Source organism: Lacisediminihabitans sp., assembly GCF_036569425.1.
GTDB lineage: Bacteria > Actinomycetota > Actinomycetes > Actinomycetales > Microbacteriaceae > Lacisediminihabitans.
The window spans coordinates 64,528-86,438 of record NZ_DATCQQ010000029.1; the positions used below are offsets into that span (position 1 = coordinate 64,528).

General features: G+C 67.3%; 21 protein-coding genes, 1 tRNA gene and 1 riboswitch. Of the genes, 10 read left to right on the top strand and 12 right to left on the bottom strand.

What is annotated here, in order from left to right; translation table 11 throughout:
- The first annotated feature begins 102 nt into the window (after positions 1-102).
- The gene (locus VIM54_RS06080; RefSeq protein WP_331899871.1) at positions 103-1,305 is read left to right on the top strand and encodes an MFS transporter; all 1,203 of its coding nucleotides are present in this window, start codon (positions 103-105) and stop codon (positions 1,303-1,305) included.
- 13 nt (positions 1,306-1,318) lie between these two features.
- Here VIM54_RS06080 and VIM54_RS06085 read toward each other — a convergent pair whose 3' ends face one another.
- From VIM54_RS06085 to VIM54_RS06100, 4 genes are read right to left on the bottom strand one after another with little or no spacing between them, the layout of a single operon-like run.
- Positions 1,319-3,778, bottom strand: coding sequence for a CHAT domain-containing protein (locus VIM54_RS06085; protein ID WP_331899872.1), 2,460 nt, complete (start codon positions 3,776-3,778; stop codon positions 1,319-1,321).
- Between the two features lie 6 nt (positions 3,779-3,784).
- Positions 3,785-5,383, bottom strand: coding sequence for a S8 family serine peptidase (locus VIM54_RS06090; RefSeq protein ID WP_331899873.1), 1,599 nt, complete (start codon positions 5,381-5,383; stop codon positions 3,785-3,787).
- Between the two features lie 10 nt (positions 5,384-5,393).
- Entirely contained in the window at positions 5,394-5,906 is a 513-nt protein-coding gene (locus VIM54_RS06095) for a hypothetical protein (RefSeq protein WP_331899874.1), read from the bottom strand.
- On the bottom strand, positions 5,903-6,517 hold the full coding sequence (locus tag VIM54_RS06100; protein ID WP_331899875.1) for a sigma-70 family RNA polymerase sigma factor: 615 nt from the start codon (positions 6,515-6,517) through the stop codon (positions 5,903-5,905). Before VIM54_RS06100 ends, VIM54_RS06095 begins: the two co-directional genes overlap by 4 nt.
- A gap of 138 nt (positions 6,518-6,655) precedes the next feature.
- Between VIM54_RS06100 and VIM54_RS06105 the strand changes: the two genes are divergently transcribed.
- The 3 genes from VIM54_RS06105 to VIM54_RS06115 all read left to right on the top strand — a co-directional run bounded on the left by VIM54_RS06105 (position 6,656) and on the right by VIM54_RS06115 (position 10,375).
- Positions 6,656-6,737, top strand: a tRNA-Leu gene (locus VIM54_RS06105).
- A 188-nt stretch (positions 6,738-6,925) separates the two neighbouring features.
- Positions 6,926-7,033: riboswitch (TPP riboswitch) on the top strand.
- Positions 7,031-8,764 carry a phosphomethylpyrimidine synthase ThiC gene (gene thiC / locus VIM54_RS06110; RefSeq protein WP_331899876.1) on the top strand — a complete coding sequence of 578 codons (1,734 nt, stop codon included), beginning with the start codon at positions 7,031-7,033 and terminating at the stop codon, positions 8,762-8,764. Its footprint overlaps the riboswitch before it by 3 nt.
- Before the next feature lie 9 nt (positions 8,765-8,773).
- Positions 8,774-10,375 carry a bifunctional hydroxymethylpyrimidine kinase/phosphomethylpyrimidine kinase gene (locus VIM54_RS06115; RefSeq protein ID WP_414673181.1) on the top strand — a complete coding sequence of 534 codons (1,602 nt, stop codon included), beginning with the start codon at positions 8,774-8,776 and terminating at the stop codon, positions 10,373-10,375.
- A 10-nt stretch (positions 10,376-10,385) separates the two neighbouring features.
- Here VIM54_RS06115 and thiE read toward each other — a convergent pair whose 3' ends face one another.
- Positions 10,386-11,030, bottom strand: coding sequence for a thiamine phosphate synthase (thiE, locus tag VIM54_RS06120; RefSeq protein ID WP_331899878.1), 645 nt, complete (start codon positions 11,028-11,030; stop codon positions 10,386-10,388).
- Positions 11,031-11,203: 173 nt separating this feature from the next.
- Here thiE and thiO point away from each other — a divergent pair, with 173 nt between their 5' ends.
- The 4 genes from thiO to moeB are packed head-to-tail and all read left to right on the top strand — an operon-like array spanning position 11,204 to position 14,652.
- Positions 11,204-12,430: a glycine oxidase ThiO gene (gene thiO / locus VIM54_RS06125; RefSeq protein ID WP_331899879.1), complete on the top strand. Its 1,227-nt coding sequence runs from the start codon at positions 11,204-11,206 to the stop codon at positions 12,428-12,430.
- Positions 12,423-12,677 carry a sulfur carrier protein ThiS gene (gene thiS, locus VIM54_RS06130; protein WP_331899880.1) on the top strand — a complete coding sequence of 85 codons (255 nt, stop codon included), beginning with the start codon at positions 12,423-12,425 and terminating at the stop codon, positions 12,675-12,677. The genes thiO and thiS overlap by 8 nt, the downstream gene beginning before the upstream one ends.
- 2 nt (positions 12,678-12,679) lie before the next feature.
- Positions 12,680-13,471, top strand: a complete 792-nt coding sequence (locus tag VIM54_RS06135) for a thiazole synthase (RefSeq protein WP_331899881.1) — start codon at positions 12,680-12,682, stop codon at positions 13,469-13,471.
- Entirely contained in the window at positions 13,468-14,652 is a 1,185-nt protein-coding gene (gene moeB, locus VIM54_RS06140; RefSeq protein WP_331899882.1) for a molybdopterin-synthase adenylyltransferase MoeB, read from the top strand. Before VIM54_RS06135 ends, moeB begins: the two co-directional genes overlap by 4 nt.
- Before the next feature lie 157 nt (positions 14,653-14,809).
- Here moeB and VIM54_RS06145 read toward each other — a convergent pair whose 3' ends face one another.
- Positions 14,810-15,079 carry a hypothetical protein gene (locus tag VIM54_RS06145; RefSeq protein ID WP_331899883.1) on the bottom strand — a complete coding sequence of 90 codons (270 nt, stop codon included), beginning with the start codon at positions 15,077-15,079 and terminating at the stop codon, positions 14,810-14,812.
- 246 nt (positions 15,080-15,325) lie between these two features.
- Between VIM54_RS06145 and VIM54_RS06150 the strand changes: the two genes are divergently transcribed.
- A complete protein-coding gene (locus tag VIM54_RS06150) occupies positions 15,326-16,048 on the top strand; it encodes a DedA family protein (RefSeq protein WP_331899884.1) in 723 nt (240 codons plus the stop codon).
- Between the two features lie 9 nt (positions 16,049-16,057).
- On the opposite strand, the gene VIM54_RS06155 is transcribed toward VIM54_RS06150, so the two are convergent.
- Genes VIM54_RS06155 through murI form a run of 5 tightly spaced genes read right to left on the bottom strand, consistent with a single transcriptional unit; the run spans position 16,058 to position 20,218 of the window.
- Entirely contained in the window at positions 16,058-16,609 is a 552-nt protein-coding gene (locus VIM54_RS06155; protein WP_331899885.1) for a HEAT repeat domain-containing protein, read from the bottom strand.
- 44 nt (positions 16,610-16,653) lie between these two features.
- On the bottom strand, positions 16,654-17,880 hold the full coding sequence (locus VIM54_RS06160) for an Nramp family divalent metal transporter (RefSeq protein WP_331899886.1): 1,227 nt from the start codon (positions 17,878-17,880) through the stop codon (positions 16,654-16,656).
- Between the two features lie 36 nt (positions 17,881-17,916).
- Positions 17,917-18,603 carry a non-canonical purine NTP pyrophosphatase gene (locus VIM54_RS06165; protein WP_331899887.1) on the bottom strand — a complete coding sequence of 229 codons (687 nt, stop codon included), beginning with the start codon at positions 18,601-18,603 and terminating at the stop codon, positions 17,917-17,919.
- The gene (gene rph, locus VIM54_RS06170) at positions 18,600-19,358 is read right to left on the bottom strand and encodes a ribonuclease PH (RefSeq protein ID WP_331899888.1); all 759 of its coding nucleotides are present in this window, start codon (positions 19,356-19,358) and stop codon (positions 18,600-18,602) included. The genes VIM54_RS06165 and rph overlap by 4 nt, the downstream gene beginning before the upstream one ends.
- The gene (gene murI / locus VIM54_RS06175) at positions 19,355-20,218 is read right to left on the bottom strand and encodes a glutamate racemase (protein WP_331899889.1); all 864 of its coding nucleotides are present in this window, start codon (positions 20,216-20,218) and stop codon (positions 19,355-19,357) included. The genes rph and murI overlap by 4 nt, the downstream gene beginning before the upstream one ends.
- 147 nt (positions 20,219-20,365) lie before the next feature.
- Here murI and VIM54_RS06180 point away from each other — a divergent pair, with 147 nt between their 5' ends.
- Positions 20,366-21,622 (top strand): nicotinate phosphoribosyltransferase, encoded by a 1,257-nt coding sequence (locus VIM54_RS06180; protein ID WP_414673184.1) that lies wholly within the window; start codon positions 20,366-20,368, stop codon positions 21,620-21,622.
- Between the two features lie 24 nt (positions 21,623-21,646).
- On the opposite strand, the gene VIM54_RS06185 is transcribed toward VIM54_RS06180, so the two are convergent.
- Positions 21,647-21,910: a DUF3039 domain-containing protein gene (locus VIM54_RS06185; RefSeq protein ID WP_331899891.1), complete on the bottom strand. Its 264-nt coding sequence runs from the start codon at positions 21,908-21,910 to the stop codon at positions 21,647-21,649.
- Position 21,911 lies beyond the last annotated feature (1 nt).

Consider the following 21,911-nt stretch of genomic DNA (forward strand, 5'->3'; position numbering starts at 1 on the left):
TTGGCCGCAGTGTGAACGCCGTGTGACGGTCCGCTGACCAAACGGCGTCGGAGCCGGCCGCCGGAACGAGCTGGCGGGCGGATGCGGAAGGAAGACGCGCACATGACCACGGTCTCCACGGCCCCCTTTCCGCACGCGACGCGCGCCTGGACCGCGCTCGTCCTCGGGGTGGCCGCGCAGACCGCCGGCACCGTCTTCGTCACGACTCCCGCGTTCCTCATCCCCCTCCTGCACGCCGAGCGTGGGCTCTCCCTCGCCCAGGCCGGGCTGTTGGCCGCCGCGCCGACGATGGGCATGGTGCTCACCCTCATCGCCTGGGGCGCCCTCGCCGATCGGGTGGGCGAGAAGTGGGTGATCGCCGGCGGACTCGCGCTCACCTCCCTCGCGGCCCTCGGCGCGGCGGTCTCGCCCGGGTACCTGTCGCTCGGAGTGTTCCTGCTGCTCGGCGGGGCCGCGTCGGCGAGCACCAACTCGGCGAGCGGGAAGGTCGTGGTCGGCTGGTTTCCCAAGGACCGGCGCGGGCTCGCGATGGGAATCAGGCAGATGGCGCAGCCGCTCGGCGTAACGGTGGCGGCGGTGACCGTGCCGTCGATCGCGTCGGCCGGCGGCATCGGGACCGCCCTCATCGTGCCGCTCGCGCTCACCGCGGTGCTCGCCGTCGCCTGCGCCATCGGAATCGTGAACCCGCCACGGCCCGCCGCGACGGTGACCGGTGAACGACCGCGCAATCCGTACCGTTCGAGCGGATTCCTCTGGCGCATCCACGCCGTATCGGTGCTGCTCGTCGTGCCGCAGTTCACGCTCTCCACCTTCGGCCTCGTCTGGCTCGTGACTGAGCTGCGCGTGCCGGCGCTCGCGGCCGGCATCCTCGTCGGATCCGCCCAGTTCGTGGGAGCGGTGGGCCGGATCGGCGTCGGCGTGCTGAGCGACCGGGTCGCGAGCCGGGTTCGCCCCCTGCGCTGGGTGGCGGTCTCGGCGTGCGTCGTGATGCTGCTGCTCGCCGCCGTCGGTGGCGCCGGCTGGCTGCTCGGCGCGATCGTGCTCGTGATCGCGATGACCGTGACGGTGGCCGACAACGGTCTCGCCTTCACCTCGGTCGCGGAGATGTCGGGGGCCGCCTGGTCCGGTCGTGCCCTCGGGGTGCAGAACACCGGCCAGTTCGTCGCGGCGTCGGCGGTGGGGCCGCTCGTCGGCGCCCTCATCGGGCTCGTGGGCTTCCCGCTGGCCTTCCTCGTCGTGGCGGCGTGCCCGGCCCTGGCCGTGCCGCTCGTTCCCCGGGTCGAGGCGGAGAAGGACCACCTCTAGCCGGGCGCGGTGCTCACCAGCCGGCGCCGTAGCACTGGAACGACGATGAGAAACCCACCGTGGCCGAGGCCGCGGCGAGCGCGTCGGCCGGGGCCGCACCTGCGGCCAGCAGGTCGTGCGCTGCCGACAGCAGGTCGCACGCCGCCGAGTCGCCGACGATCGCGGGAGACGCGATCACGCAGCGCGCCCCCGCGTGCAGCCAGGCCTGCGACATCCCGAGCGCCTCTAGCCCCCCGCGCACGGCGCTCCTGCCGAGCTCGCACGCCGAGAGCACCACCGCCGATGGAACGCGCGGCAGCTGGCCGATGTCGTAGCCGAACCACGGCCCATCGATGAGTTCGATGCCGGAGAACAGAGGGTTGTCCGCCGAATGCCTGCCGTGCGCGGACACGTGCAGCACGTCCACCCGTTCGGCGAGTGCCGAGACCCGTTCGCTCGACGCCTCGGCGCCGAGCAGCACGTCCGAGCTCGCCCAGCTTGCGGCCGCCGCCGTCACCTCGTCGACCGCCCGCTCCACGCCGGGGCCGGCGGAGAAGCCCGCCGTCGCCAGCGTCAGGACGGTCCGCCGCTGTTCGAGCCAGCGAGTCGCCGACGTCGGAAGGGTGATCGAGCGGCCGGCGAGCGGCGGGAGCATCGACCACGGCACCCCGGAGAGCACCCCGGGTGGGGTGAGAACGATCCTGCCCTCGCCCAGGTGCGGCACGACGGGCAGCACGATGGCGGCCGCGAGCCGGTCGAGCCGCTCCCGGAGGGACGCGCGAACGGCTCGTTCCAGCGCGGGCGAAAGCGTCGCCGCGGCCATGTCGAGGTCGGCAAGGAGTCCATCGAGAATCCCGCGGATGGGCGCCCACGGGCCGAGGTCAGTCATCGTGGCAGCGTCCGGCGTCAGCACGAGAGCCGTGAGCGACTCCCCCGCCCAGAGGTAGGAGAGCAGCACCGCCCCGCTCGAGGCGAGTTCCCGCTGCACGTCGTCGATTCCGGCGAGGGCGGCCACGCTGCCGGAGCCGCGATCCCCCCACTGCCGGCGCCGGACGGCCTCGCGCAGCGCCGCCTCCCGCCGTCCGTCGGCGGACTGCGGCGAGGGGTCGAGCGCGCGCAGCTGCCGCAGTTCAGTGAGATCGTCGGCCGTGCGCGGATCGGAGGGCGGACGCAGCGGCACGATGCGGCTCGACAGGCTGCGGGTGCGTTCCGACCACTCGAAGGCCTCGGCCGCGCGGCCGTTCGACACGGCGATGCGGAGGCCGTCGAGCACCAGGCGGCGTCCGTGCACCACGAGCGAGCTCTGCAGGTCGAGACTGCCGAAGGTCGACTGCCACTCCCCCAGCTCGTCCAGGCCGGTGCGGGCGATGGCGAGCGCCCGACGGGGACGACCCTCGGCGACCGCGAGCTCGGCGCCGACCTCGCGGGCGAGCAACCGGGTCGTCACGCGGGTGCCGGCCGCAAGGCGCACCCCGGCGATGGTGCGACGGGCCGAGTCGAGACGACCGCCCCGAATCCGCAGCCGCACGGCCTGCAGGCGAAGCGCGGTCGCGTCATTGTCGAAATGGCTCGCGGCGAGTCGCTCGGCCACGGCATCGGCCCGCTCGGTGAGAGCACCGGACCTGCCACCGGCCTGCACCGCCGCCATGATGGCGAACGCGTCGGCGCGCAGGGCCCACCCCTCAGCGCCACGGGCACGGAACCGTCTCGCCGCGCGTCGGGCTACGGCGGCCGCGCGGGGCGCATCCTCGAGCACGAGCGCCCTGGCCAGCACCAGTTCCGCCTCGCCCTGCGCCTGCCGGAGTCCGCGGGCACCGTAGGTGCGCGCGACGCTCCCGAGCAGCTCGGTCGCCTCGCTGGTCATCCCGGCGGCGAGCAGCACCTCCGCCCGATCGGCGTCGCAGGTGGCGAGTGCAACCGGCGAGAGGGCCGCGAGCACCGGCCGCGACTCGTCCATGAGGCGCAGGGCGGCGATCAGGTCCCCGGCAAGCATCGCCGCGTAGCCCTGGTTGTTGAGGGCCTTGGCCAGTTCCACCGGCTCGTCGCTTCGCACGAAGGCCTCGGCCGCCTGTGCGAAGTCGGCGAGAGCACTCGCGACCTCGCCGCGCTCGAGGTAGACGAGGCCGCGATTGAGGTGCACTCGGCCGAGCCGGGCCGGGTCGTCCCCCAGCTCGAGGATCGCCGAGGTCAGCAGAGGCAGGGCGGCGGCGCCGTCGCCCCGGCGAAGTTCGATCAGCCCCAGTTGGCTGGTGAGGATCGCGCGGGTGCGCGAGGAGATGCGCTCCGTGTCGAGCGCGGACCGGCAGAGCGCGATGCCGCCGTCCGCGTCACCGGTCTCCGAGACGATGTAGGCGATCGTGCCGCCGATGCGCGCCAAGAGGTCGGGATCCTCGGTGCGTCGCACCGCCTCCTCGAGCACGCGTCTCGCCGCGGCGTGACGCCCGGCGTTGCCGTGCTCGACACCTCGTTCGTAGAGCACCGCCGCCGACAGCATGCCTCATTATGGCGCGATCGAGGTCGCCTCGTGGATGGCCTTGACGGCACGCTCCACCGATTCCGCCGGGGACGACGACTCGCCCGCCTCGGCGAGGATGTCATCCAGCGCGGCCGCGACGGCACCGGCCACGAGCGGAGCGGCGAACGAGGTGCCGCTCCAGACGGCGAAGAGGCCGCGGAAGTCGTCGGGGTCGATGGACTCCCTCGTGTGGCCGTCGGCCACCGTCCTGGCCAACGGGAGCCCTCCGCCCTCGAATGACGGCATCGTGCTGACCACGGCGGCTCCCGGCGCCCACGCGCTCACCCACTGCCCCGTGTTGCTGAAGAGCGCCACGGTCGACCGGTTGGGGTTGAGGGCGCCCGCGGTGACGATCGGCACGGCCGCCGGGTCGAGCAGATTCGGGTTGCCACCCCCGGCCCAGGGCGCGAACGCGGCGGGGAACATGGGCCGCTCGGTCGCATCGTTGCCGGCCGAACAGGTGACCACCGTGCCGCAGCGGCCCAGGGAGGCGAGCAGCTCATACATGGTCGGGTCGAAGAGATCGTCTTTCGGCGTCTCGTGGTAGTACCCCATCGAGAGGTTGAGCACGTCAAGCGCGAGCCCGTCCGCCCGCCCGGCCGCGTGTCGCTGCACGAGAGTCCCTATGTCGGTGAGGGTCGCGACCAGGTCGGATTCCACGATCGTGCCGTCGGAGTCCACCACCCGCCAGGCCACGATATCGGCGTCCGGACAGGCCTGGTGGATGAGCCCGGCGATGAACGTTCCGTGGCCGGAGTCGGCGTCGATCGCGCCGTCGAGCGGTCCGACGAGGTCGGGATGCACCTCCGGGTCGTTGGCGGGCGAGGCGTACCCGATCGGCCCGCCGTCGAGTCCCACGTCGGTGCGCACGATCCCGTCGAGCCACGGATGCCTGCCGCATCCGGTGTCGACGGTGCCCACGACCGGCCGCCGGTTGCTGCGCTCGTCGTCGCCGCGACGGCGCGGCGCGGCGCCCGCGAAGGCCACCGGCTGGAGCCCGCCGCTGCCCTGCACGCCGTAGCTCGCGATCGCGCCGACGTCGACGCTCGAGTCGGCCGGATTCGTGGAATGAAACGGATTGGTCGAGTGGAACGGGTTGGACGAGAGCGACGAGTCGAGGGTGAGCACGTGGTCGAGCCCGATCCCGCGGAGGTCCGGCCTGCCGGGCAGCGCGCGCGCCCGCTGCAGGAGGGTCCAGGCATCGGGAGAGACCGTCGCGGTGTCCTTCGCCACCGTGATGAGCAGGCGGGACACCCCGAGCGGACCGGTGGCCCAGGGATACCTGGTGATGCGCTCGGCCCGCGCCCCCTCCGGTTCCTCGACGATCCGCTCGCCGAACTTCTCGTCCGGCGCCACCTGCCAGCCGAGCCCCTGCGCCGCCTCGCGAAGCGCGCCGAGCACCGAGTCGATACCGCGAAGAGTCGACACGATGAGCCGCTGCGGCACGTACACGGTGGGGAAGGCGCGGATGCCGTCGACGGTGACCGCCGACGGATCGAGCAGCCGACCGGGGAAGAGCGGATACCGCGAGCGCCAGTCCAGTTCGCTCGTCGGCCGGCGCGAATCATCGTTGTGGTCTCTCATTGCCAACTCCCTACAGGTCGAATTGCGGTGTGGCGAACCCCTGGCGCGCCGTGTCGTCGATTCTGCCGCCGGCGTCAGGCCGCAGCAACAGGCGCACGGATCCGGCAGGAACGTCGTTGAACTCGAACCTGCCCTCGGCGCTCACCGACGCCGTCCACTCCTCGTCCCCGTGCTGGAGAACGACGGAGATGGGCCGGGCGGGCGCGAGCCAGCCGTCCACGCGGCGACGGCGCTCATTCAGGGCGCTCACCCGGAGCATCACCGTCACCGTTCCGTCGGCGAACTCGAAGACCTGCGTGTGGCGGGAGGCGTCGTCGCCCCCGCCGCGCACTCCGGCGAGCCGGTCACCCGTCTCGAGCATGGTGAGCAGCGCGTACTCCTCGACCAGGCCCTCGGTCGCGAGCGCGACGAGCACCGAATCGACGAGGTCGTTCGGCACCGGGTCGCGGCGATTCCACATCCGGCGCAGGCGCGCGAAGAGGACGCTGTCGTCGTGCGGGAAACGCGGATCGGTGGTCGTCATCGCGCGCCCGCGCTCGACTCGAGAGCCTCCCGCAGTTTGGACAGGCACCGGCCGCGAGTGGGCCCGATGCTGCCGATCGGCATGCCGAGGTCGCGCGCGATCCGGGTGTAGTCGGGGCGCTGCTCGAACGCGACAATGCGCAACAGCCGCTGGCACCGCTCGGAGAGGCCCTTCACGCACGCCCACAACCGGCTGTCCCCGTCGCGGGCGAGAACCACGTCTTCGGCGGAGGACTCGTCGTCGAGCGCGGCATGGAGCACCTCGTCCGCTACCGGGATCTGCGTCGCCCCCCGCTTGGCGACGCGCCAGGCCTCCCGCCTCGCCGTGGTCATGAGCCAGGCGGCGATCGCGTGCGAGTCGTTTATCGACCCGGAGCGCTGGACGAGCGTCAGCCATGTCGTCTGGATGACGTCCTGCGCAAGGTCCCGGGTCAGACCGTACGCGCGAACGACATGCCAGAGAACGGGTGTCATGGTGGTGACTAACTCATCCATCGCTCCGGGCGCCCCCCTGAGCCAGCGGTCGAAGGCGACCGCCGCATCATCCCAGATGACAGACGACTCCAGCCGCTGGCCGTCGGGCCGGCTGCGGATGGCGTCGCTATCGTTCATGGTTTGAATTCTCATCACCCGACAGGAGGAGGGCAATGCTTTTCCTGATACACGCCACGGAGAATTTGTCGTGAGTTCACCGCTCGGTCGCTAATGAGGCGGGCACCCGGGCGGTCCGGATACACTTGAGCGGCACTCGCGGGAGTGGTGAAATTGGTATACACGCAGGTTTTAGGTACCTGTGCCGAAAGGCGTGAGGGTTCGAGTCCCTTCTTCCGCACCGATCGGAATAGCGACCGGTATAGCGATCGGAAGTCGGAAACCGAATCAGAGTGTCTTCGCGATCGTGCTTGCAGCGCGACGGGGCTTTGATTCGACCTGCGGCGCGCTTACCTGTTCATCTACGGATAAATGAATTGCTAGCGCGAGCGCTGCTTGGCTTGCGGCGGCCCAGAGATGTTATGGTGACTCCATCCACACGGGTGCCCTTGCATGGGCTGAGATCAGGCTGACGCGGCCTGCGACCGTTGAACCTGTCCGGGTAATGCCGGCGAAGGAAGTAGGAGTCCTCGAATGGAACCCGTTAGCCCATCCCACACGCTCGCATACGTTCAGGACGTCGAGCACGGAATTCGTGTCCCCGTCACACGGATTGCGCTTGAGGCGTCGCCGAATGGCCAAGAAAACCTGCCGTTCACGGTATATCGCACCGAGGGGCCGGGGAGCGATCCTGTGCGCGGCCTTTCGCCATTTCGTTCAGCTTGGATCGAGGCGCGTGGTGACACCGAAGAGTATTCCGGGCGCGAGCGAAATCTGCACGATGATGGGCGTGCGGCGATCCGCAGGGGCGCCGCATCCGCCGAGTGGGAGGGTGACCGACCTGTGCCGCGTCGCTCCTTACCCGGTAGGACGGTCACCCAGATGCACTATGCAAGGCAGGGCCTGATCACTCCGGAGATGCGTTTTGTCGCGCTTCGAGAGAACTGCGATGCGGAGTTGGTTCGGTCTGAGGTCGCTGCGGGTCGGGCGATTATCCCCAACAGCATCAACCATCCGGAGTCCGAGCCGATGGTCATCGGCAAAGCGTTCCTTGTAAAGATCAATGCAAACATCGGAAACTCGGCGGTGACCAGCTCGATTGCCGAAGAGGTGGACAAGCTGCAGTGGGCTGCCCAGTGGGGTGCGGACACGGTCATGGATCTGTCGACTGGTGATGACATCCACACGACGCGGGAGTGGATTATTCGTAATTCCCCGGTACCCATCGGTACCGTACCGATCTACCAGGCGCTTGAAAAGGTGAATGGTGAAGCGAATGAGCTCACGTGGGAAATTTACCGAGACACGGTGATCGAGCAATGTGAGCAGGGTGTGGACTATATGACGATCCATGCCGGTGTGTTGCTCCGGTATGTTCCCTTGACCGCGAATCGTGTGACGGGGATCGTTTCTCGTGGCGGGTCGATCATGGCTGGATGGTGTCTGGCGCACCATCAGGAAAACTTCCTGTACACCCATTTTGATGAGTTGTGTGAGATCTTCGCTCGTTATGATGTGGCGTTTTCGCTGGGCGACGGTTTACGGCCTGGGTCAACCGCGGATGCGAATGATGCGGCCCAGTTCGCTGAACTCGACACTCTCGCGGAACTGACCAAACGGGCTTGGAAGTATGACGTCCAGGTGATGGTAGAAGGGCCCGGCCATATTCCGTTTCATTTGGTTCGGGAGAACGTTGAACGTCAGCAGGAGCTGTGTGACAGTGCACCCTTTTACACGCTCGGTCCCCTAGTCACGGATATCGCTCCGGGTTACGACCACATCACCTCTGCGATTGGAGCCACCGAGATCGCCCGGTATGGAACCGCGATGCTTTGCTATGTGACCCCTAAAGAGCATCTGGGACTACCGAACAAGGAAGACGTCAAAACGGGTGTGATCACATACAAGATCGCCGCTCACGCGGCCGATCTGGCGAAGGGCCACCCCGGCGCCCACGAGCGCGATGACGCACTGTCGAAAGCGCGTTTCGAGTTTCGCTGGCGCGATCAGTTCGCCCTGTCCCTTGACCCGGTCACGGCCGAGGAGTTCCACGATGAGACCCTGCCGGCAGAGCCGGCGAAAACGGCTCATTTCTGTTCGATGTGTGGTCCGAAGTTTTGCTCTATGCGGATCTCGCAGGATATCCGGGATCAGTTCGGAGGGATGTCGGAACAGCAGATCGTTGCAGGGATGGAGGAGAAGTCAGCCGCGTTCCGTGAATCTGGTGGCAAGGTCTATCTCCCAGAACCCGTCGTCGGCGCACGCTAACCCAGCCCGGTGACCGGCTGTTTCGGCCCCGCTGATGTATCCGAGCTTCCACGTACCTCTCGAGCATCGCTCTTCGGCACAGGCGAACGGATGTCGAATGTGAACAAGCACGCCTCTGGCCTGCAACTCAGGGCCACGCCGAGAGTGCTCAGCATTGCCGGTACCGATCCGACAGGGGGCGCCGGTATTCAGGCTGACCTCAAGAGCATCGCCGCGAATGGTGGGTACGGAATGGCCGTCGTGACCGCTCTCGTGGCACAGAATACGCGAGGCGTTCTGGCGGTGCACACACCGCCGGTGGAGTTTCTGCGGCAGCAGCTCGACGCCGTGAGTGATGACGTACAGATCGACGCCGTGAAGATTGGTATGCTCGTCGACCTTGCCGTGATCGATGAGGTGAGCTCCTGGCTGCAGGCCACACGCCCTCCGCTCGTGGTGCTCGACCCCGTGATGGTATCGACCAGCGGCGACCGGCTGCTGGCGGCATCGGCCGAGCAGTCGCTACGCAACCTCGTTTCACTCGTTGATCTGGTGACGCCCAACCTGCCAGAACTCGCCGTACTCCTCCAGGAGGAACCTGCCGCAGATTGGGCGGAAGCACTGGAGCAGGGCAAGCGACTCTCGACGGTGACCGGTGTGACAGTGTTGGTGAAGGGCGGCCATTTGACCGGTACAGACTGCCCGGATGCCCTGGTCAACTCCAACGGGTTGCTCGCTGACACTGTGGTGGAGTTCGTTTCGCCCCGTGTGGTTACGAATAATACGCACGGTACGGGCTGCTCGCTCTCTTCCGCCATCGCGACAGTGCAGGCGCAGACCGGTGATTGGGCTGCGTCGCTCTGTCGTGTGAAGGAGTGGCTGAACGACGCGCTGGCTCACGCGGATTCACTCGAGGTGGGCGGCGGCAACGGCCCGATCCACCATTTCCATCACCTATTCGCCGGGCCAGCGCCCCGTGGCCGTGAATTCAGCGAGTCTCTATGGGCGGGAATCACCTCGATCCGTTCGAGGATCTTTGAGTTGCCCTTTATCGTTGCCCTCGGTAACGGCACCCTCGACAGCGTCGACTTCGCCTACTACCTCGCCCAGGATGCGGTTTACCTCAACACGTACTCCCATGTGCTCACCCGCGCGAGCAGGCTGGCACCGACTGAAGAAGAGCAACGCTTCTGGGCAAACTCCGCCCAGCTATGCCTCGAAGTCGAGGCTGAGCTTCATCGAAGCTGGGTAGGCGATCATCCGCAGCCGGCGCCCGGCCCTGTCACGAAGGGGTATCTCGACCACCTGCTGGCGGTGAGCGTGCAGGGCAGCTACGCGGTAGTCGTCGCCTCGGTTCTTCCCTGCTTCTGGCTATACGCGGAGGTGGGAGAGCGGCTTCAGACCGAATTCCTGGCACAGGGCCGTAACGAGGCACACCCGTATGCGGCATGGCTTGAAACGTACTCCGACGAGGCGTTCGTTGAATCGGCTCGCCGCGCTATCACTTTCGTCAATGCGGCTGCGGCTGCGGCTGCGCCAGGGGAGAGGCAAAACATGAAAACAGTGTTTGAACAGTCATCGCAATTCGAGCTGGACTTCTTCGACGCCCCACGCCTGCACGCTAGGGTGTGAGATGCGGTGTTCAGCCCAGCGGAGGCAACCTGTCGAGCAAGCGCTTCGCCGCGTCGGCTGGATCGTCCGCTTCGGTGATCGCCCGCACGACCACCACACGGCTGGCCCCGGCTTCAACGACCTCGTCGATGTGATCGAGGTCGATACCGCCGATGGCAAACCACGGCGGCGTGCCAGCGCTAACGTGCGAGTGGGCGGCTGCATGACGTACCAGGTCGAGCCCCACCGCTGCTCGCCCCGGTTTTGTCGGCGTTGCCCATACCGGGCCCACACAGAAGTAGTCGGGGCCTCCGGCGGACATCGCCGCATCGACCTGCCCGGTCGTGTGGCTCGACAACCCAATTATTGTGTCGTCGCCGAGCAGCCGCCGGGCCGTGTCCACCGGCAGGTCGTCCTGGCCGACGTGGAGCACCGGAGCGTGCGCAAGCACCGCAATATCTGCACGGTCATTCACTGCCCACAGTCGACCATGCCGTTCGGCTGTGTCGCGCAGAATTTCGAGGAGTTCGAGTTCGTGACGGGCCTCGAGTGTTTTATCTCTCAACTGGATGATGTCGACTCCACCACCGAACGCCGCGTCAATGAATTCGGCGAAGTCGCCCTTGTTCTTCCTGGCGTCAGTGCACAGGTAGAGGCGGCCAAGGTTCTTCGTCACGCCTTCAACCTTAGGGTGTGTCTCTTTGCCCACCATCGGGGCGAGGAGAACTCTGCGCGCCGCGGTGCGCGGTCGACTCGGGGTCGTGGGCTACGCCAGAGAGACAGATCGGGCTCGAGAGCTTTGGTTGTTCGAGCTCTTGCCACAGCGCCGCATGGTGGGGATAAGGCACGATGAGTGGCACAACCGATGGGCGCACGGTCGATGTGGCAGTGATCGGTGCGGGCATCGTCGGCCTGGGAATCGCGTGGGCCGCAGCGCTCTCCGGTCGCACGGTCGCCGTCATCGACGCGGCTCCCGCACGTGGTGCGACGTATGCTGCAGCGGGCATGCTTGCCGCTGTAAGCGAATTGCTCTTTCAGGAAGAAGATCTTCTCGAGCTGACCCTGGCCTCAGCCGCCCTCTATCCCTCATTTGTTGAATCGCTCGGAGTAGATGCCGCGACGGTCGGATATCGTGAGACCGGTACCCTCGTGGTCGGCGTCGACGCAGCAGACCGCCGCACTCTGACCGACTTAAGGGGGCTGCAGGTCGCGCACGGCTTGAATGCGAGCCCGCTGCTCGTTCGTGAAGCAAGGGAAATCGAGCCGTTGCTCAGCCCCCACATCTCGGCCGCTTGCCGCGTCGCGCAAGACCACCAGGTCGACCCTCGGCTGCTCGCCGCCTGCCTTCAGTCTGCGCTTGCCAAGCTCGCCCGGCGGAGCGGTTGGGTCCACCAGCCAGCGATCAGGCAGAATGCGGTGCGCCTGCTGCACGGGAAGCTGGGCGACTCGCATTCGCGCGTCACTGGGGTCGTCCTTCACGACGGATCTACGGTGGCCGCGAATGAGGTCGTCGTGGCGAACGCTCTGGCAGCCGGTGCGTTGGGCGGTCTGCCAGGCGGGCTTGAATTGCCGCTGCGGCCCGTCCTCGGAGACATCCTGCGGCTGCGAGTACCCGGCCCCCTCCAGCCGTTCCTGACAGAGACTATCCGCGGGCTGGTCCGCGGCAATTCTGTGTATCTGGTGCCGCGGTCAGATGGGACATTGGTGCTCGGCGCCACCCAGCGCGAGCACGGCACCGACGTCGCGCCGATCGGCGGTGTCTACCAGCTTCTACGTGACGCCCAGGCCCTCGTCCCCGCCATCGCCGAGTTGGAGCTGCTTGAGGTGACCACCCGCGCTCGGCCGGGTACGCCAGACAATGCCCCGCTGCTCGGTCGCGTGTCGTCCGGGGCCAATGGCCTCGACATCCCGGGTCTGATCATCGCGACCGGCTTTTTCAGGAACGGGGTGCTCTTGACGCCCGTTGCCGCACAAATCTGCGTCCAGCTGTTCGACAACTCAGGCGACCCTCGTTGGCACCGGTTCCGCCCCGACCGTTTCTCGCCGCACTCTGTGAAGGAGCACACCCGTGCTTAAACCCGACACCGCCACGATCATCCTGAACGGCGCGGCCCACCCGCTGGAAGACGGCCAGACCGTCGCCGAACTTGTGGGCAAGCAGACCGGTCGGCAGATCACCGCCGCTGGGCGCGCGGCCGACGGCAGACGGCTGGGCATCGCGGTCGCGCGCAATGCGGAAGTCGTGCCGCGGAGCCAGTGGAGCACAACCGTTCTCATGGCCGACGATGACATCGAGATCGTCACAGCGGCACAAGGAGGCTAAGTATGAGCATCACGACATCAACGCACCACGACTCACTGATCATCGACGGGGTCACACTGAACTCACGTCTAATCATGGGAACGGGCGGCGCGCCGAACCTAGCCGGCCTCGGGGAAGCATTGTTGGCCTCGGGAACGGAACTCACCACCGTGGCCATGCGCCGTCACAGCGCGAGTACGGCCGGGTCGCTATTCCAATTGCTTGTCGACTACGACATCCGGGTGTTGCCGAACACCGCCGGTTGTTTCACTGCGCGCGAAGCAGTAATTACGGCCGAACTCGCCCGGGAGGCCCTCGAGACAAACTGGATCAAGCTCGAGGTGATCGCCGACGAGCAGACGCTGCTGCCCGACGCAGTCGAGCTAGTCGATGCCACCGAGCAACTCGTCGCACGCGGCTTCACTGTTTTCGCCTATACCAACGACGACCCGGTCCTGGCCTTGCGGCTCGAACAGCTCGGCGCCGCGGCAGTGATGCCGCTCGGCTCGCCTATAGGCACCGGACTGGGTATTCTCAACCGCCACAACATTGAACTGATCGTGTCCCGTGCCCAAGTGCCTGTGGTGCTCGACGCGGGAATCGGCACTGCATCGGATGCCGCGCTCGCCATGGAACTCGGCTGCGACGCTGTGCTGCTGGCCACGGCCGTGACGCGGGCACAGGATCCGGTGAAGATGGCGGAGTCATTCCGGCACGCTGTCATCGCCGGTCGGCTCGCATTGCAAGCCGGACGTATCCCCAAAAGGCAGCATGCGCAGGCCTCCTCGGCGATGGACGGGCGCCCCGACCTGTGAACGCGCGTAACGCCACACCTCTCCCACCACTGGTCGAACCGGCAGCTGAACTCACTCCTGCAGAGGCGGAACGCTACTCACGGCACGTGATCATTCCCGAGATTGGGTCGCTCGGCCAGCGTCGGCTCAAAAATGCTCGAGTTCTCGTCATCGGCGCGGGCGGCCTCGGCTCGCCAGTGCTGCTATATCTGGCCGCCGCCGGGATCGGCACGATCGGCATCGTCGACGACGACCTGGTCGATGCAAGCAACCTACAGCGGCAGATCATTCACGATGTCTCGAGTGTGGGAGGGTCGAAGCTCGCATCTGCCGCGAGGGCTCTAGGCGAACTCGACCCCGCCGTGACTGTGCGATGCCATGAGTTGTGGCTCGATTCAAGCACGGTGCTTGCGCTGTTCGCCGATTACGACCTAATCATCGACGGCTCTGACAACTTCGCAACCCGCTACCTCGTGAACGACGCGGCTGCGCTCCTCGGTAAGCCATATGTCTGGGGGTCGGTCTACCGCTTCGAAGGCCAGGTGAGCGTCTTCTGGGAGCGTCACGGGCCGACCTATCGTGACTTGTTCCCCGAAGCTCCGCACGCAGGCGCCTCACTAAGCTGCGGCGAGGGCGGAGTCCTCGGCATGCTCTGCGGAGTCATCGGTTCGATGATGGTCGCAGAAGCCGTGAAACTCATCACTGGTGTCGGGCGCATCCTGCTCGGACGGGTTCTTCTCTTTGACTCCCAGAATGCCACCTGGCGGGAGCTCACAATACGAAAAGACGAATCGATCGCGCCAATAACCGAGCTGGTTGACTACGAACTGTTCTGTGGCGTCGCTGCAGTACGGGCGTCAGCCGATGACGAAATCGGGGTACACGAGCTTGTGGCACTCCTCCTGACGCGAGGGGAAATCGGTGACGCCAACTTCGAACTCATCGATGTGCGTGAGAGGGGCGAGCACGATCTCGTGGCAATTCCGGGGTCACGGCTGATTACTCTGGACCGCATTGTCTCTGGAGAGGTCCTCTCCGAGCTGCCACGCGATCGCGACCTAGTGCTCTACTGCAAGGCAGGAACGCGTTCGGCAATCGCGCTGGCGGAACTCAGGGGTCAGGGCTATACCCGCGTGAAGCACTTATCCGGCGGGGTTCTCGCTTGGCTTCACGAGACCGAGCCGACGCGCCATGGGTACTAGTGCCGCGCACAGGGATTCTTCATGGAGACAGAATTATTGCTGAATTCAAGTTGTTCAGAAGAAGATCTGCCGTAGCCCGTAGCAACGGGGCTCGTCCCAACTTCAAACCCGTTCCGCCATTTACGCGAGTCCTACCTGGTTGGCAGGCTAGCCGCCACTATCTGGCCACTTGCTGTCGCATCTTCACACCCGTCCGGTTAAGCGCCTTCACGATGGTGCTCGCGGTGAACCCGAGCTTCGGCCCGATCTGCGCCGCGGTCAGTTGTTTGTCTATATATAGGTGAGTCGCGAGTGCGAGTTCGTCCTCACTCATCTGTCTAGGCTGCTCAATCTCAACACCACGGTCGAGCAGGTGCTTGCGAACCGTGTGATGGTGGATGTCGAGGTGTCGGGCAAGCCCTTTGACTGACTTCATCTCTCCGTACATCCGAACAATCTCATCAACCTGCTGAGGTCGCAGTTGCGCAGCAGATACCGGAACTCGTCGGCCCACCTCTGTAGCGCGACGCTCAGATTCCGCGCGAAGCCGTACGTCCATAAGCGTTTTAGTAGCTATGCAATGTTTGGAATAACTTTGCAAGAGCCGCACCGAGGTGGATTGGGAGGTTATCCCCATCCCGTCCACCGGCTCACCGGCTACCCTGTCTAGTACAGACGACTGGAGCTTTCCCCCTTGCTATCTTCCGGCCTCATCCCCTGGCTCGACCCCGTATCGCTGATCCACGCCTTCGGGCCGTACGCGCTGGTCGGTGTCTGCTTCATCATCTTCGCCGAGACCGGACTCCTTGTCGGATTCCTGCTGCCGGGTGACACGCTCCTCATCATCACGGGTCTCCTCGCCTTCCACCCCGGAATCGGCATACCGATCTGGTTGGTCGTGCCGGCCATCGGACTTGCCGCCTTCCTCGGCGGCGAGGTCGGCTACCTCATCGGCAAGAAGGCGGGTCCGCGCATCTTCGAACGCAAGGAGACCGGACTCTTCAGCGTCGCGAACGTCAAGCGAACCAACGCATTCTTCGAGCGTTTCGGCGGATTCGCCGTCGTGCTGGCCCGTTTCGTGCCGATCGTGCGTACCTTCGCCCCGGTCGCCGCCGGCATCGGCAAGATGAACTACCGCAAGTATTCGATGTACAACCTGATCGGCGCGGTCATCTGGGCGGCCGGCCTCACCTTCGGCGGGTACCTGCTCGGCTTCATTCCCCCGGTCGCCGCATTCGTGTCGAAGTACATCGACGTGATCCTGCTCGCCGCCGTCGTGCTCACCCTCATCCCCACGGTGTACCACTACATCCAGTCGACGGTGAAGGCGAAGAGGGCCAGCCGCCAGCCGGCGGCACTGCCGACCGACGCAGACGTCACGATCGACGCGAAGTACTTCGACCGCAAGGCCGAGTAGCGACGGAGGCTACGCGAGCGGCCGGTCGAGCCGCTTCGCCAGGCGAACGAGGGACTGCTGCGCGGCCCGGCGCACTTCCTTTTCCGGATCCCGCAGCATCGCCGTGAGGGCCGGGGCGTTCTCGGCGTCCCCGACCTCGGCGATGGCCCGGGCGCCGGCGATCCGAACTCGCTCGTTCTCGTCGGAGAGCAGGGGCGAGAGGGACTGAGGTCCGCCGATCTTTCGCCCGAGGCACACGCGGGCGCACATTTCGCGCACGCGCCAGGCCCGGTCGGAGAGCCCGGCGATCACGGCGGACTCGCAGGACTCGTCCCATACGTAGTTGAGGGCGCGCGCGCCCCAGACCTCCGGCCAGTACAGGGGCGGTGCCCCGTCGAGCACGCCCTGCGCGTGACGGCCGCCCACCCAGAGCAGGAATTCCTCGCCCTCGTTGCCACCGCGAAGCAGGGATGCCGCGCGCTCGGCGACGTTCTTCTCCCCGAAGCGCTCGACGGCGACCGCGATCCTGTGGGCTGGTGAGTCGTCGAGGGGAACGTCGGAAGCTGGGTCAGTGTTGTTCATGGCGACTCCAACGGTACCCCGCGGCGCGGGCGCTCGCCGCTCGCCTACCCGGCAATGGTGAGCACGATGAGCGCGAGATTGAGCGCGACGACAAGAACGACCACCACGCCGAGCGCCCATTTCACCGGCCGGCGGTTGGCGCTCTCCCCCATGATCGCCGGATCGTTGGTGAGCCGGAGCAGCGGCACGAGGGCGAACGGGATGCCGAAGCTCAGGAAGACCTGGCTGATCACGAGCGCCCAGGTCGGGTTCACCCCCACGGCCAGCACGATGAGCGCGGGGATCAGGGTCACCCCCCGCCGCACGAAGACCGGAATGGATCGCTTGATCAGACCGGCCATGATTGTCGCCCCGGCGTAGCTGCCGACGGACGTGGACGCGAGGCCGGAGGCGAGAAGGCCGATCGCGAAGACGAGGGCGATGCCCGGCCCGAGCGCCGAGCCGATCGCCGCGTGCGCGCCCGCGATCGTGTCCGTGCCGGCGACGTCTCGCAGGTTGACGGCGGCGAGCAGCAGCATCCCGATGTTCACCACCCCGGCGAGGCCGAGCGCGATCACCACGTCCCACTTGGTGGCACGCAGCAGGCGCGCCCGATCGTCCGCGGTGCCGGCCCGCCCGTGGCGGTCTCGCGCGAGGGCGGAGTGCACGTAGATCGCGTGCGGCATGACGGTCGCGCCGAGCATGCTCGCCGCGAGCAGCACCGATCCGGTGCCGTCGAAACGCGGAATGAGGCCGTCGAGCACGGAGAGGCCGTCCGGCGGGCTGATGAACAGTCCGGCGAGGAAGCCGACCGCGATCACCGTGAGCAGGCCGATGATCACGGTCTCGAACGGCCGCTGGCCGTACCGGCTCTGCAGCGCGAGAAGGGCCATCGAGACCACACCGACAATGAGGCCGCCGACGAAGAGCGGCAGGCCGAAGAGCAGGTTGAGCGCGATCGCGCCGCCGATCACCTCGGCGATGTCGGTGGCGGCCGCGACGAGCTCCGCCTGCCCCCAGAAGGCGATCCTCGCCGGCGTGCGCAGTCGCTCGCCCAGGTGCTCGGGCATCGTTCGCCCCGTGACGAGCCCGAGCTTGGCCGACTGGTATTGCACGAGGGCGGCGATGAGATTGGCTGCCACGAGCACCCAGACGAGAAGGTAGCCGTAGCGGGCACCGCCGGTGAGGTTCGCGGCGACGTTGCCGGGGTCGACGTAGGCGATGGCGGCCACGAATGCCGGTCCGAGGAGCCACACTCCTCGTGTCACCGGGCGCACCGCTGCCTGATTCATTGCCCCACCCGAATCCTCAGCGGCGCCGCGCGCCGCTCAGGGCACCAATCGTTCCCGAACGACGGGCATGAGGGCCGCGAACGCGCGGGCGCGGTGGCTGATGGCGTTCTTCTCGTCGGCGTGGAGCTCGGCGGACGAGACGTTGTAGCCGGCCGGTTTGAACACCGGGTCGTAGCCGAAGCCGCCGCCGCCGACCGCTTCGTGCAGCACGGTCCCCGCCCAGACCCCGGTTTCCACCCACTCGAAACTCGCGGCATCCTCCGCTGGCCCGTCCGGGCCGACAGCGCCGACCGGCGCAGGCACCACGAGGGCGGCCGCGCACACGAACTGGGCGCCGCGCTCCTCGTGCCCGACGAGGTTGGCGAGAAGCAGCCGAACGTTGTCCGCGTCGTTGCGGGTGCCGGCGTAGCGGGCGGAGTTGATGCCGGGGGCTCCTCCGAGAGCGGCAACGGCGATGCCAGAGTCGTCGGCGATCGCCGGGAGCCCGGTGTGCTCGGATGCCGCGCGCGCCTTGATCAGCGCGTTCGCATCGAAGGTCTCGCCATCCTCGACCGGCTCCGGTCCGTCGTAGGCGATGAGTTCGATGCCGTCGAGGGACGCCCCGAGGATGCGGCGCAGCTCGACGACCTTGTGGGCGTTGTGCGTTGCCAGAACGAGCTTCACCGGCCCGCTCTCCGTCGGCCCGCTCGTCGTCGGCACGCTCGTCGTCGGCAGAGTGGTCATCGGCCCAGGGTCTCCACCTGGAGCCTCGTCAGGTCGGCGGCTCCGCCGAGGGCGAGGTCGAGGAGCGCGTTGAGCTCCGAGCGGTCGAACGGCGCCCCCTCGGCCGTGCCCTGCACCTCCACGAAGAGGCCGCGGCCGGTGACGACGACGTTCATGTCGGTCTCGGCCCGCACGTCTTCCACATAGGCCAGGTCGAGCATGGGAACGCCGTCGATGATGCCCACCGACACGGCGGACACGCTGTCGATGAGGGGTTTGGCGTTCTGGCCGATGAATCGCTTGGAACGGCCCCACTCGAGCGCGTCGGCGAGCGCCACATAGGCGCCGGTGATGGCCGCGGTGCGCGTGCCGCCGTCGGCCTGGAGCACGTCGCAGTCGATCACGATGGTGTTCTCGCCGAGGGACTTCATGTCGACGACCGCTCGCAGGCTCCGGCCGATCAGGCGGGAGATCTCGTGGGTGCGCCCGCCGATCTTGCCCTTCACCGATTCCCGGTCCATGCGGTCGTTGGTGGAGCGCGGGAGCATCGAGTACTCGGCCGTCACCCAGCCCTTGCCCTTGCCGGTCATCCAGCGCGGCACGCCGTTGGTGAAGGATGCCGTGCAGAGAACCTTGGTGCGGCCGAACGAGATGAGCGCCGAGCCTTCGGCCTGGTCGCTCCAGCCGCGCTCGATCGTGATCGCGCGCAGCTCGTCGTGTTCGCGTCCGTCGCTGCGGGGACCGCGTGCGGTGTCGGTGGCCTGGCTGGTGCTCATGCGATGGCGTCCTTAGCTGGGAGGTGGATGGTGCCGGTCTCGACGAGGTCGACCGTCGACACCGCCGGTCCGAGGAAGCGGGTCACGAGCGAGGTGAATTGGGCCTGGCTGTCACCGGTGGCCTCGTAGACGTGCACGGGCGGCGCGGCCGCGGTGCGCTGGATGCCGTGCTTGACGAGGGTGCGGTACACGTCGAAGGCCGTCTCCTCCGCACTCGAGACGAGGGTCACGTCCTCCCCCATCACGTACTGGATGGCCGCCGACATGAGCGGATAGTGGGTGCAGCCGAGCACGAGGGTGTCGATCCCGGCCGCCTTGAGCGGCGAGAGGTAGTGCTCGGCCACATCGAACAGCTCGGCGCCGCTCGTGACGCCGGCCTCCACGAACTCCACAAACCGCGGACAGGCCTGGGTGAACAGGTCGAGGTGCGGGGCGGCCGCGAACGCGTCGTCGTAGGCCTTCGAACCGATCGTGCCGACCGTACCGATCACGCCGACCCGACCGTTGCGCGTCTGGCGCACGGCGGCGCGCACCGCAGGCTGGATCACTTCGACCACCGGAATCCCGAGGGCCTGGGTGTAGCGCTCGCGGGCATCGCGCAGCATCGCCGACGACGCGGTGTTGCAGGCGATCACGAGCATCTTGACGCCCTGGGCGACGAGGTCGTCGAGCACGGCGAGGGTGTAGCGGCGCACGTCCGCAATCGGCTTCGGACCGTATGGCGAGTGAGCGGTGTCCCCCACATAGAGGATGGATTCGTTCGGCAGCTGGTCGATGATCGCCCGGGCGACCGTGAGGCCGCCGACCCCGGAGTCGAAGATCCCGATCGGGGCGTCGGAGTTTGTCAGAGGATCAGCCACGGGAGTCGAGTTTAGCCGCGACCGGGCGTCGTCCGCTGGCCGGCGGCGGCACGGCAGCGCCCACGCACCCGCTCTGGCTAGGCTGGAACGGTGACCAGCGCTCCGCACCCCGTGAGTTCCTTCCTGACCGACCAGTACGAGCTGACCATGGTCGATGCGGCCATCCGAAGCGGCACCCACGAACGGGAATGCGTCTTCGAGGTGTTCGCGCGGCATCTGCCGGGCGGTCGCCGCTACGGGGTCGTGGCCGGCACGGGACGGCTGCTCGACCTCATCGCCGACTTCCGGTTCACGGATGCCGAACTGGAGTGGCTGAGGGACAACGAGGTCGTCTACGACAAGGCCATCGACTGGCTCGCCGACTACCGCTTCACCGGCAACATCTGGGGCTACCAGGAGGGCGAGCTCTACTTCCCGGGCTCCCCCATCCTCGTCGTCGACGGCACGTTCGCCGAGGCGGTTCTTCTCGAGACCCTCGCACTGAGCGTGCTCAACTACGACAGCGCCGTCGCGAGTGCGGCCGCACGGATGGTGTCCGCGGCCAGCGGGCGGCCCCTCGCCGAGATGGGATCGCGGCGCACGGGCGAGCGCAGTGCCGTGGCCGCTGCCCGCGCGGCCTTCATCGCGGGTTTCGGCGCCACGAGCAACCTGGAGGCCGGCCGCAGCTGGGGCATCCCGACCATGGGCACGGCCGCGCACTCCTTCACCCTGCTGCACGACACCGAGGAGGACGCATTTCGCGCCCAGGTCGCGGCCCTCGGCGCGGGAACGACGTTGCTCGTCGACACCTACGACGTGCCGGCGGCCGTCGATCTCGCCGTCCGCGTGGCAGGCACGGGCCTCGGCGCCGTGCGTATCGACAGCGGAGACCTGCCCGAGCAGGTGGCCGCCGTGCGCAGGCAACTCGACGCCCTCGGGGCGACGAAGACACGGATCACCGTGACGAACGACCTCGACGAGTTCACGATCGCCGCCCTGCGCGCCGCCCCGGTCGACTCCTACGGTGTCGGCACCTCCGTCGTCACCGGTTCGGGTTCCCCCGCGGCCGGCATGGTCTACAAGCTCGTGGCGCGAAAAGGCTCGGACGGCGAGTGGCTTTCCGTGGCCAAGAGGTCCGCGCACAAGGCGACCGTCGGCGGCCGCAAGTTTCCCGTGCGGGAGTTGGACGAGGCGGGTCGCGCGACGGCCGAAGTGATCCATGTCGGCGAGCCGGAGAGGGCGACCAGCCGGCACCGGCCGCTCCTGGTGCCCCTGATGAACGCCGGAACCCCGGTCGAGCGCTACCGGGGCGCCGCGGGCACGGCCCTCGCCAGGGAGCACCGTGCGTCGGCGATGGCCGAGCTGCCGGCCGACGCGTTCCGGCTCAGCCGCGGAGACCCGGCGATTCCCACCCGCTACGAGTAGGCCACCGCGCGAGGGAGTAGCGCGCTACTCCTTCATCGACTCGTAGATCTCCTTGCAGGTCGGGCAGACCGGAAACTTCTCCGGGTCGCGCCCGGGCGTCCACACCTTGCCGCACAGCGCGATCACCGGCTTGCCGCTCAGCGCCGATTTGAGGATCTTGTTTTTTTGCACGTAGTGCGAGTAGCGATCGTGGTCGCCGTCCTCCACCTGCTCCTGGTTCAGCAGCTCTTCGAGTTCGCGGTCAAGCGTGTCTGTGCCGCCGCCGCCCTGCTGTGTGTCACCGCTCATG

Excerpts from the sequence above, each read along its gene's own strand:
- VIM54_RS06080 (WP_331899871.1), top strand. The coding sequence starts at position 103 with ATGACCACGGTCTCCACGGCCCCCTTTCCGCACGCGACGCGCGCCTGG.
- VIM54_RS06085 (WP_331899872.1), bottom strand. The coding sequence starts at position 3,778 with ATGCTGTCGGCGGCGGTGCTCTACGAACGAGGTGTCGAGCACGGCAAC.
- VIM54_RS06090 (WP_331899873.1), bottom strand. The coding sequence starts at position 5,383 with ATGAGAGACCACAACGATGATTCGCGCCGGCCGACGAGCGAACTGGAC.
- VIM54_RS06095 (WP_331899874.1), bottom strand. The coding sequence starts at position 5,906 with ATGACGACCACCGATCCGCGTTTCCCGCACGACGACAGCGTCCTCTTC.
- VIM54_RS06100 (WP_331899875.1), bottom strand. The coding sequence starts at position 6,517 with ATGAACGATAGCGACGCCATCCGCAGCCGGCCCGACGGCCAGCGGCTG.
- thiC (WP_331899876.1), top strand. The coding sequence starts at position 7,031 with ATGGAACCCGTTAGCCCATCCCACACGCTCGCATACGTTCAGGACGTC.
- thiO (WP_331899879.1), top strand. The coding sequence starts at position 11,204 with ATGAGTGGCACAACCGATGGGCGCACGGTCGATGTGGCAGTGATCGGT.
- VIM54_RS06135 (WP_331899881.1), top strand. The coding sequence starts at position 12,680 with ATGAGCATCACGACATCAACGCACCACGACTCACTGATCATCGACGGG.
- VIM54_RS06145 (WP_331899883.1), bottom strand. The coding sequence starts at position 15,079 with ATGTACGGAGAGATGAAGTCAGTCAAAGGGCTTGCCCGACACCTCGAC.
- VIM54_RS06155 (WP_331899885.1), bottom strand. The coding sequence starts at position 16,609 with ATGAACAACACTGACCCAGCTTCCGACGTTCCCCTCGACGACTCACCA.
- VIM54_RS06160 (WP_331899886.1), bottom strand. The coding sequence starts at position 17,880 with ATGAATCAGGCAGCGGTGCGCCCGGTGACACGAGGAGTGTGGCTCCTC.
- VIM54_RS06165 (WP_331899887.1), bottom strand. The coding sequence starts at position 18,603 with ATGACCACTCTGCCGACGACGAGCGTGCCGACGACGAGCGGGCCGACG.
- rph (WP_331899888.1), bottom strand. The coding sequence starts at position 19,358 with ATGAGCACCAGCCAGGCCACCGACACCGCACGCGGTCCCCGCAGCGAC.
- VIM54_RS06180 (WP_414673184.1), top strand. The coding sequence starts at position 20,366 with ATGGTCGATGCGGCCATCCGAAGCGGCACCCACGAACGGGAATGCGTC.
- VIM54_RS06185 (WP_331899891.1), bottom strand. The coding sequence starts at position 21,910 with ATGAGCGGTGACACACAGCAGGGCGGCGGCGGCACAGACACGCTTGAC.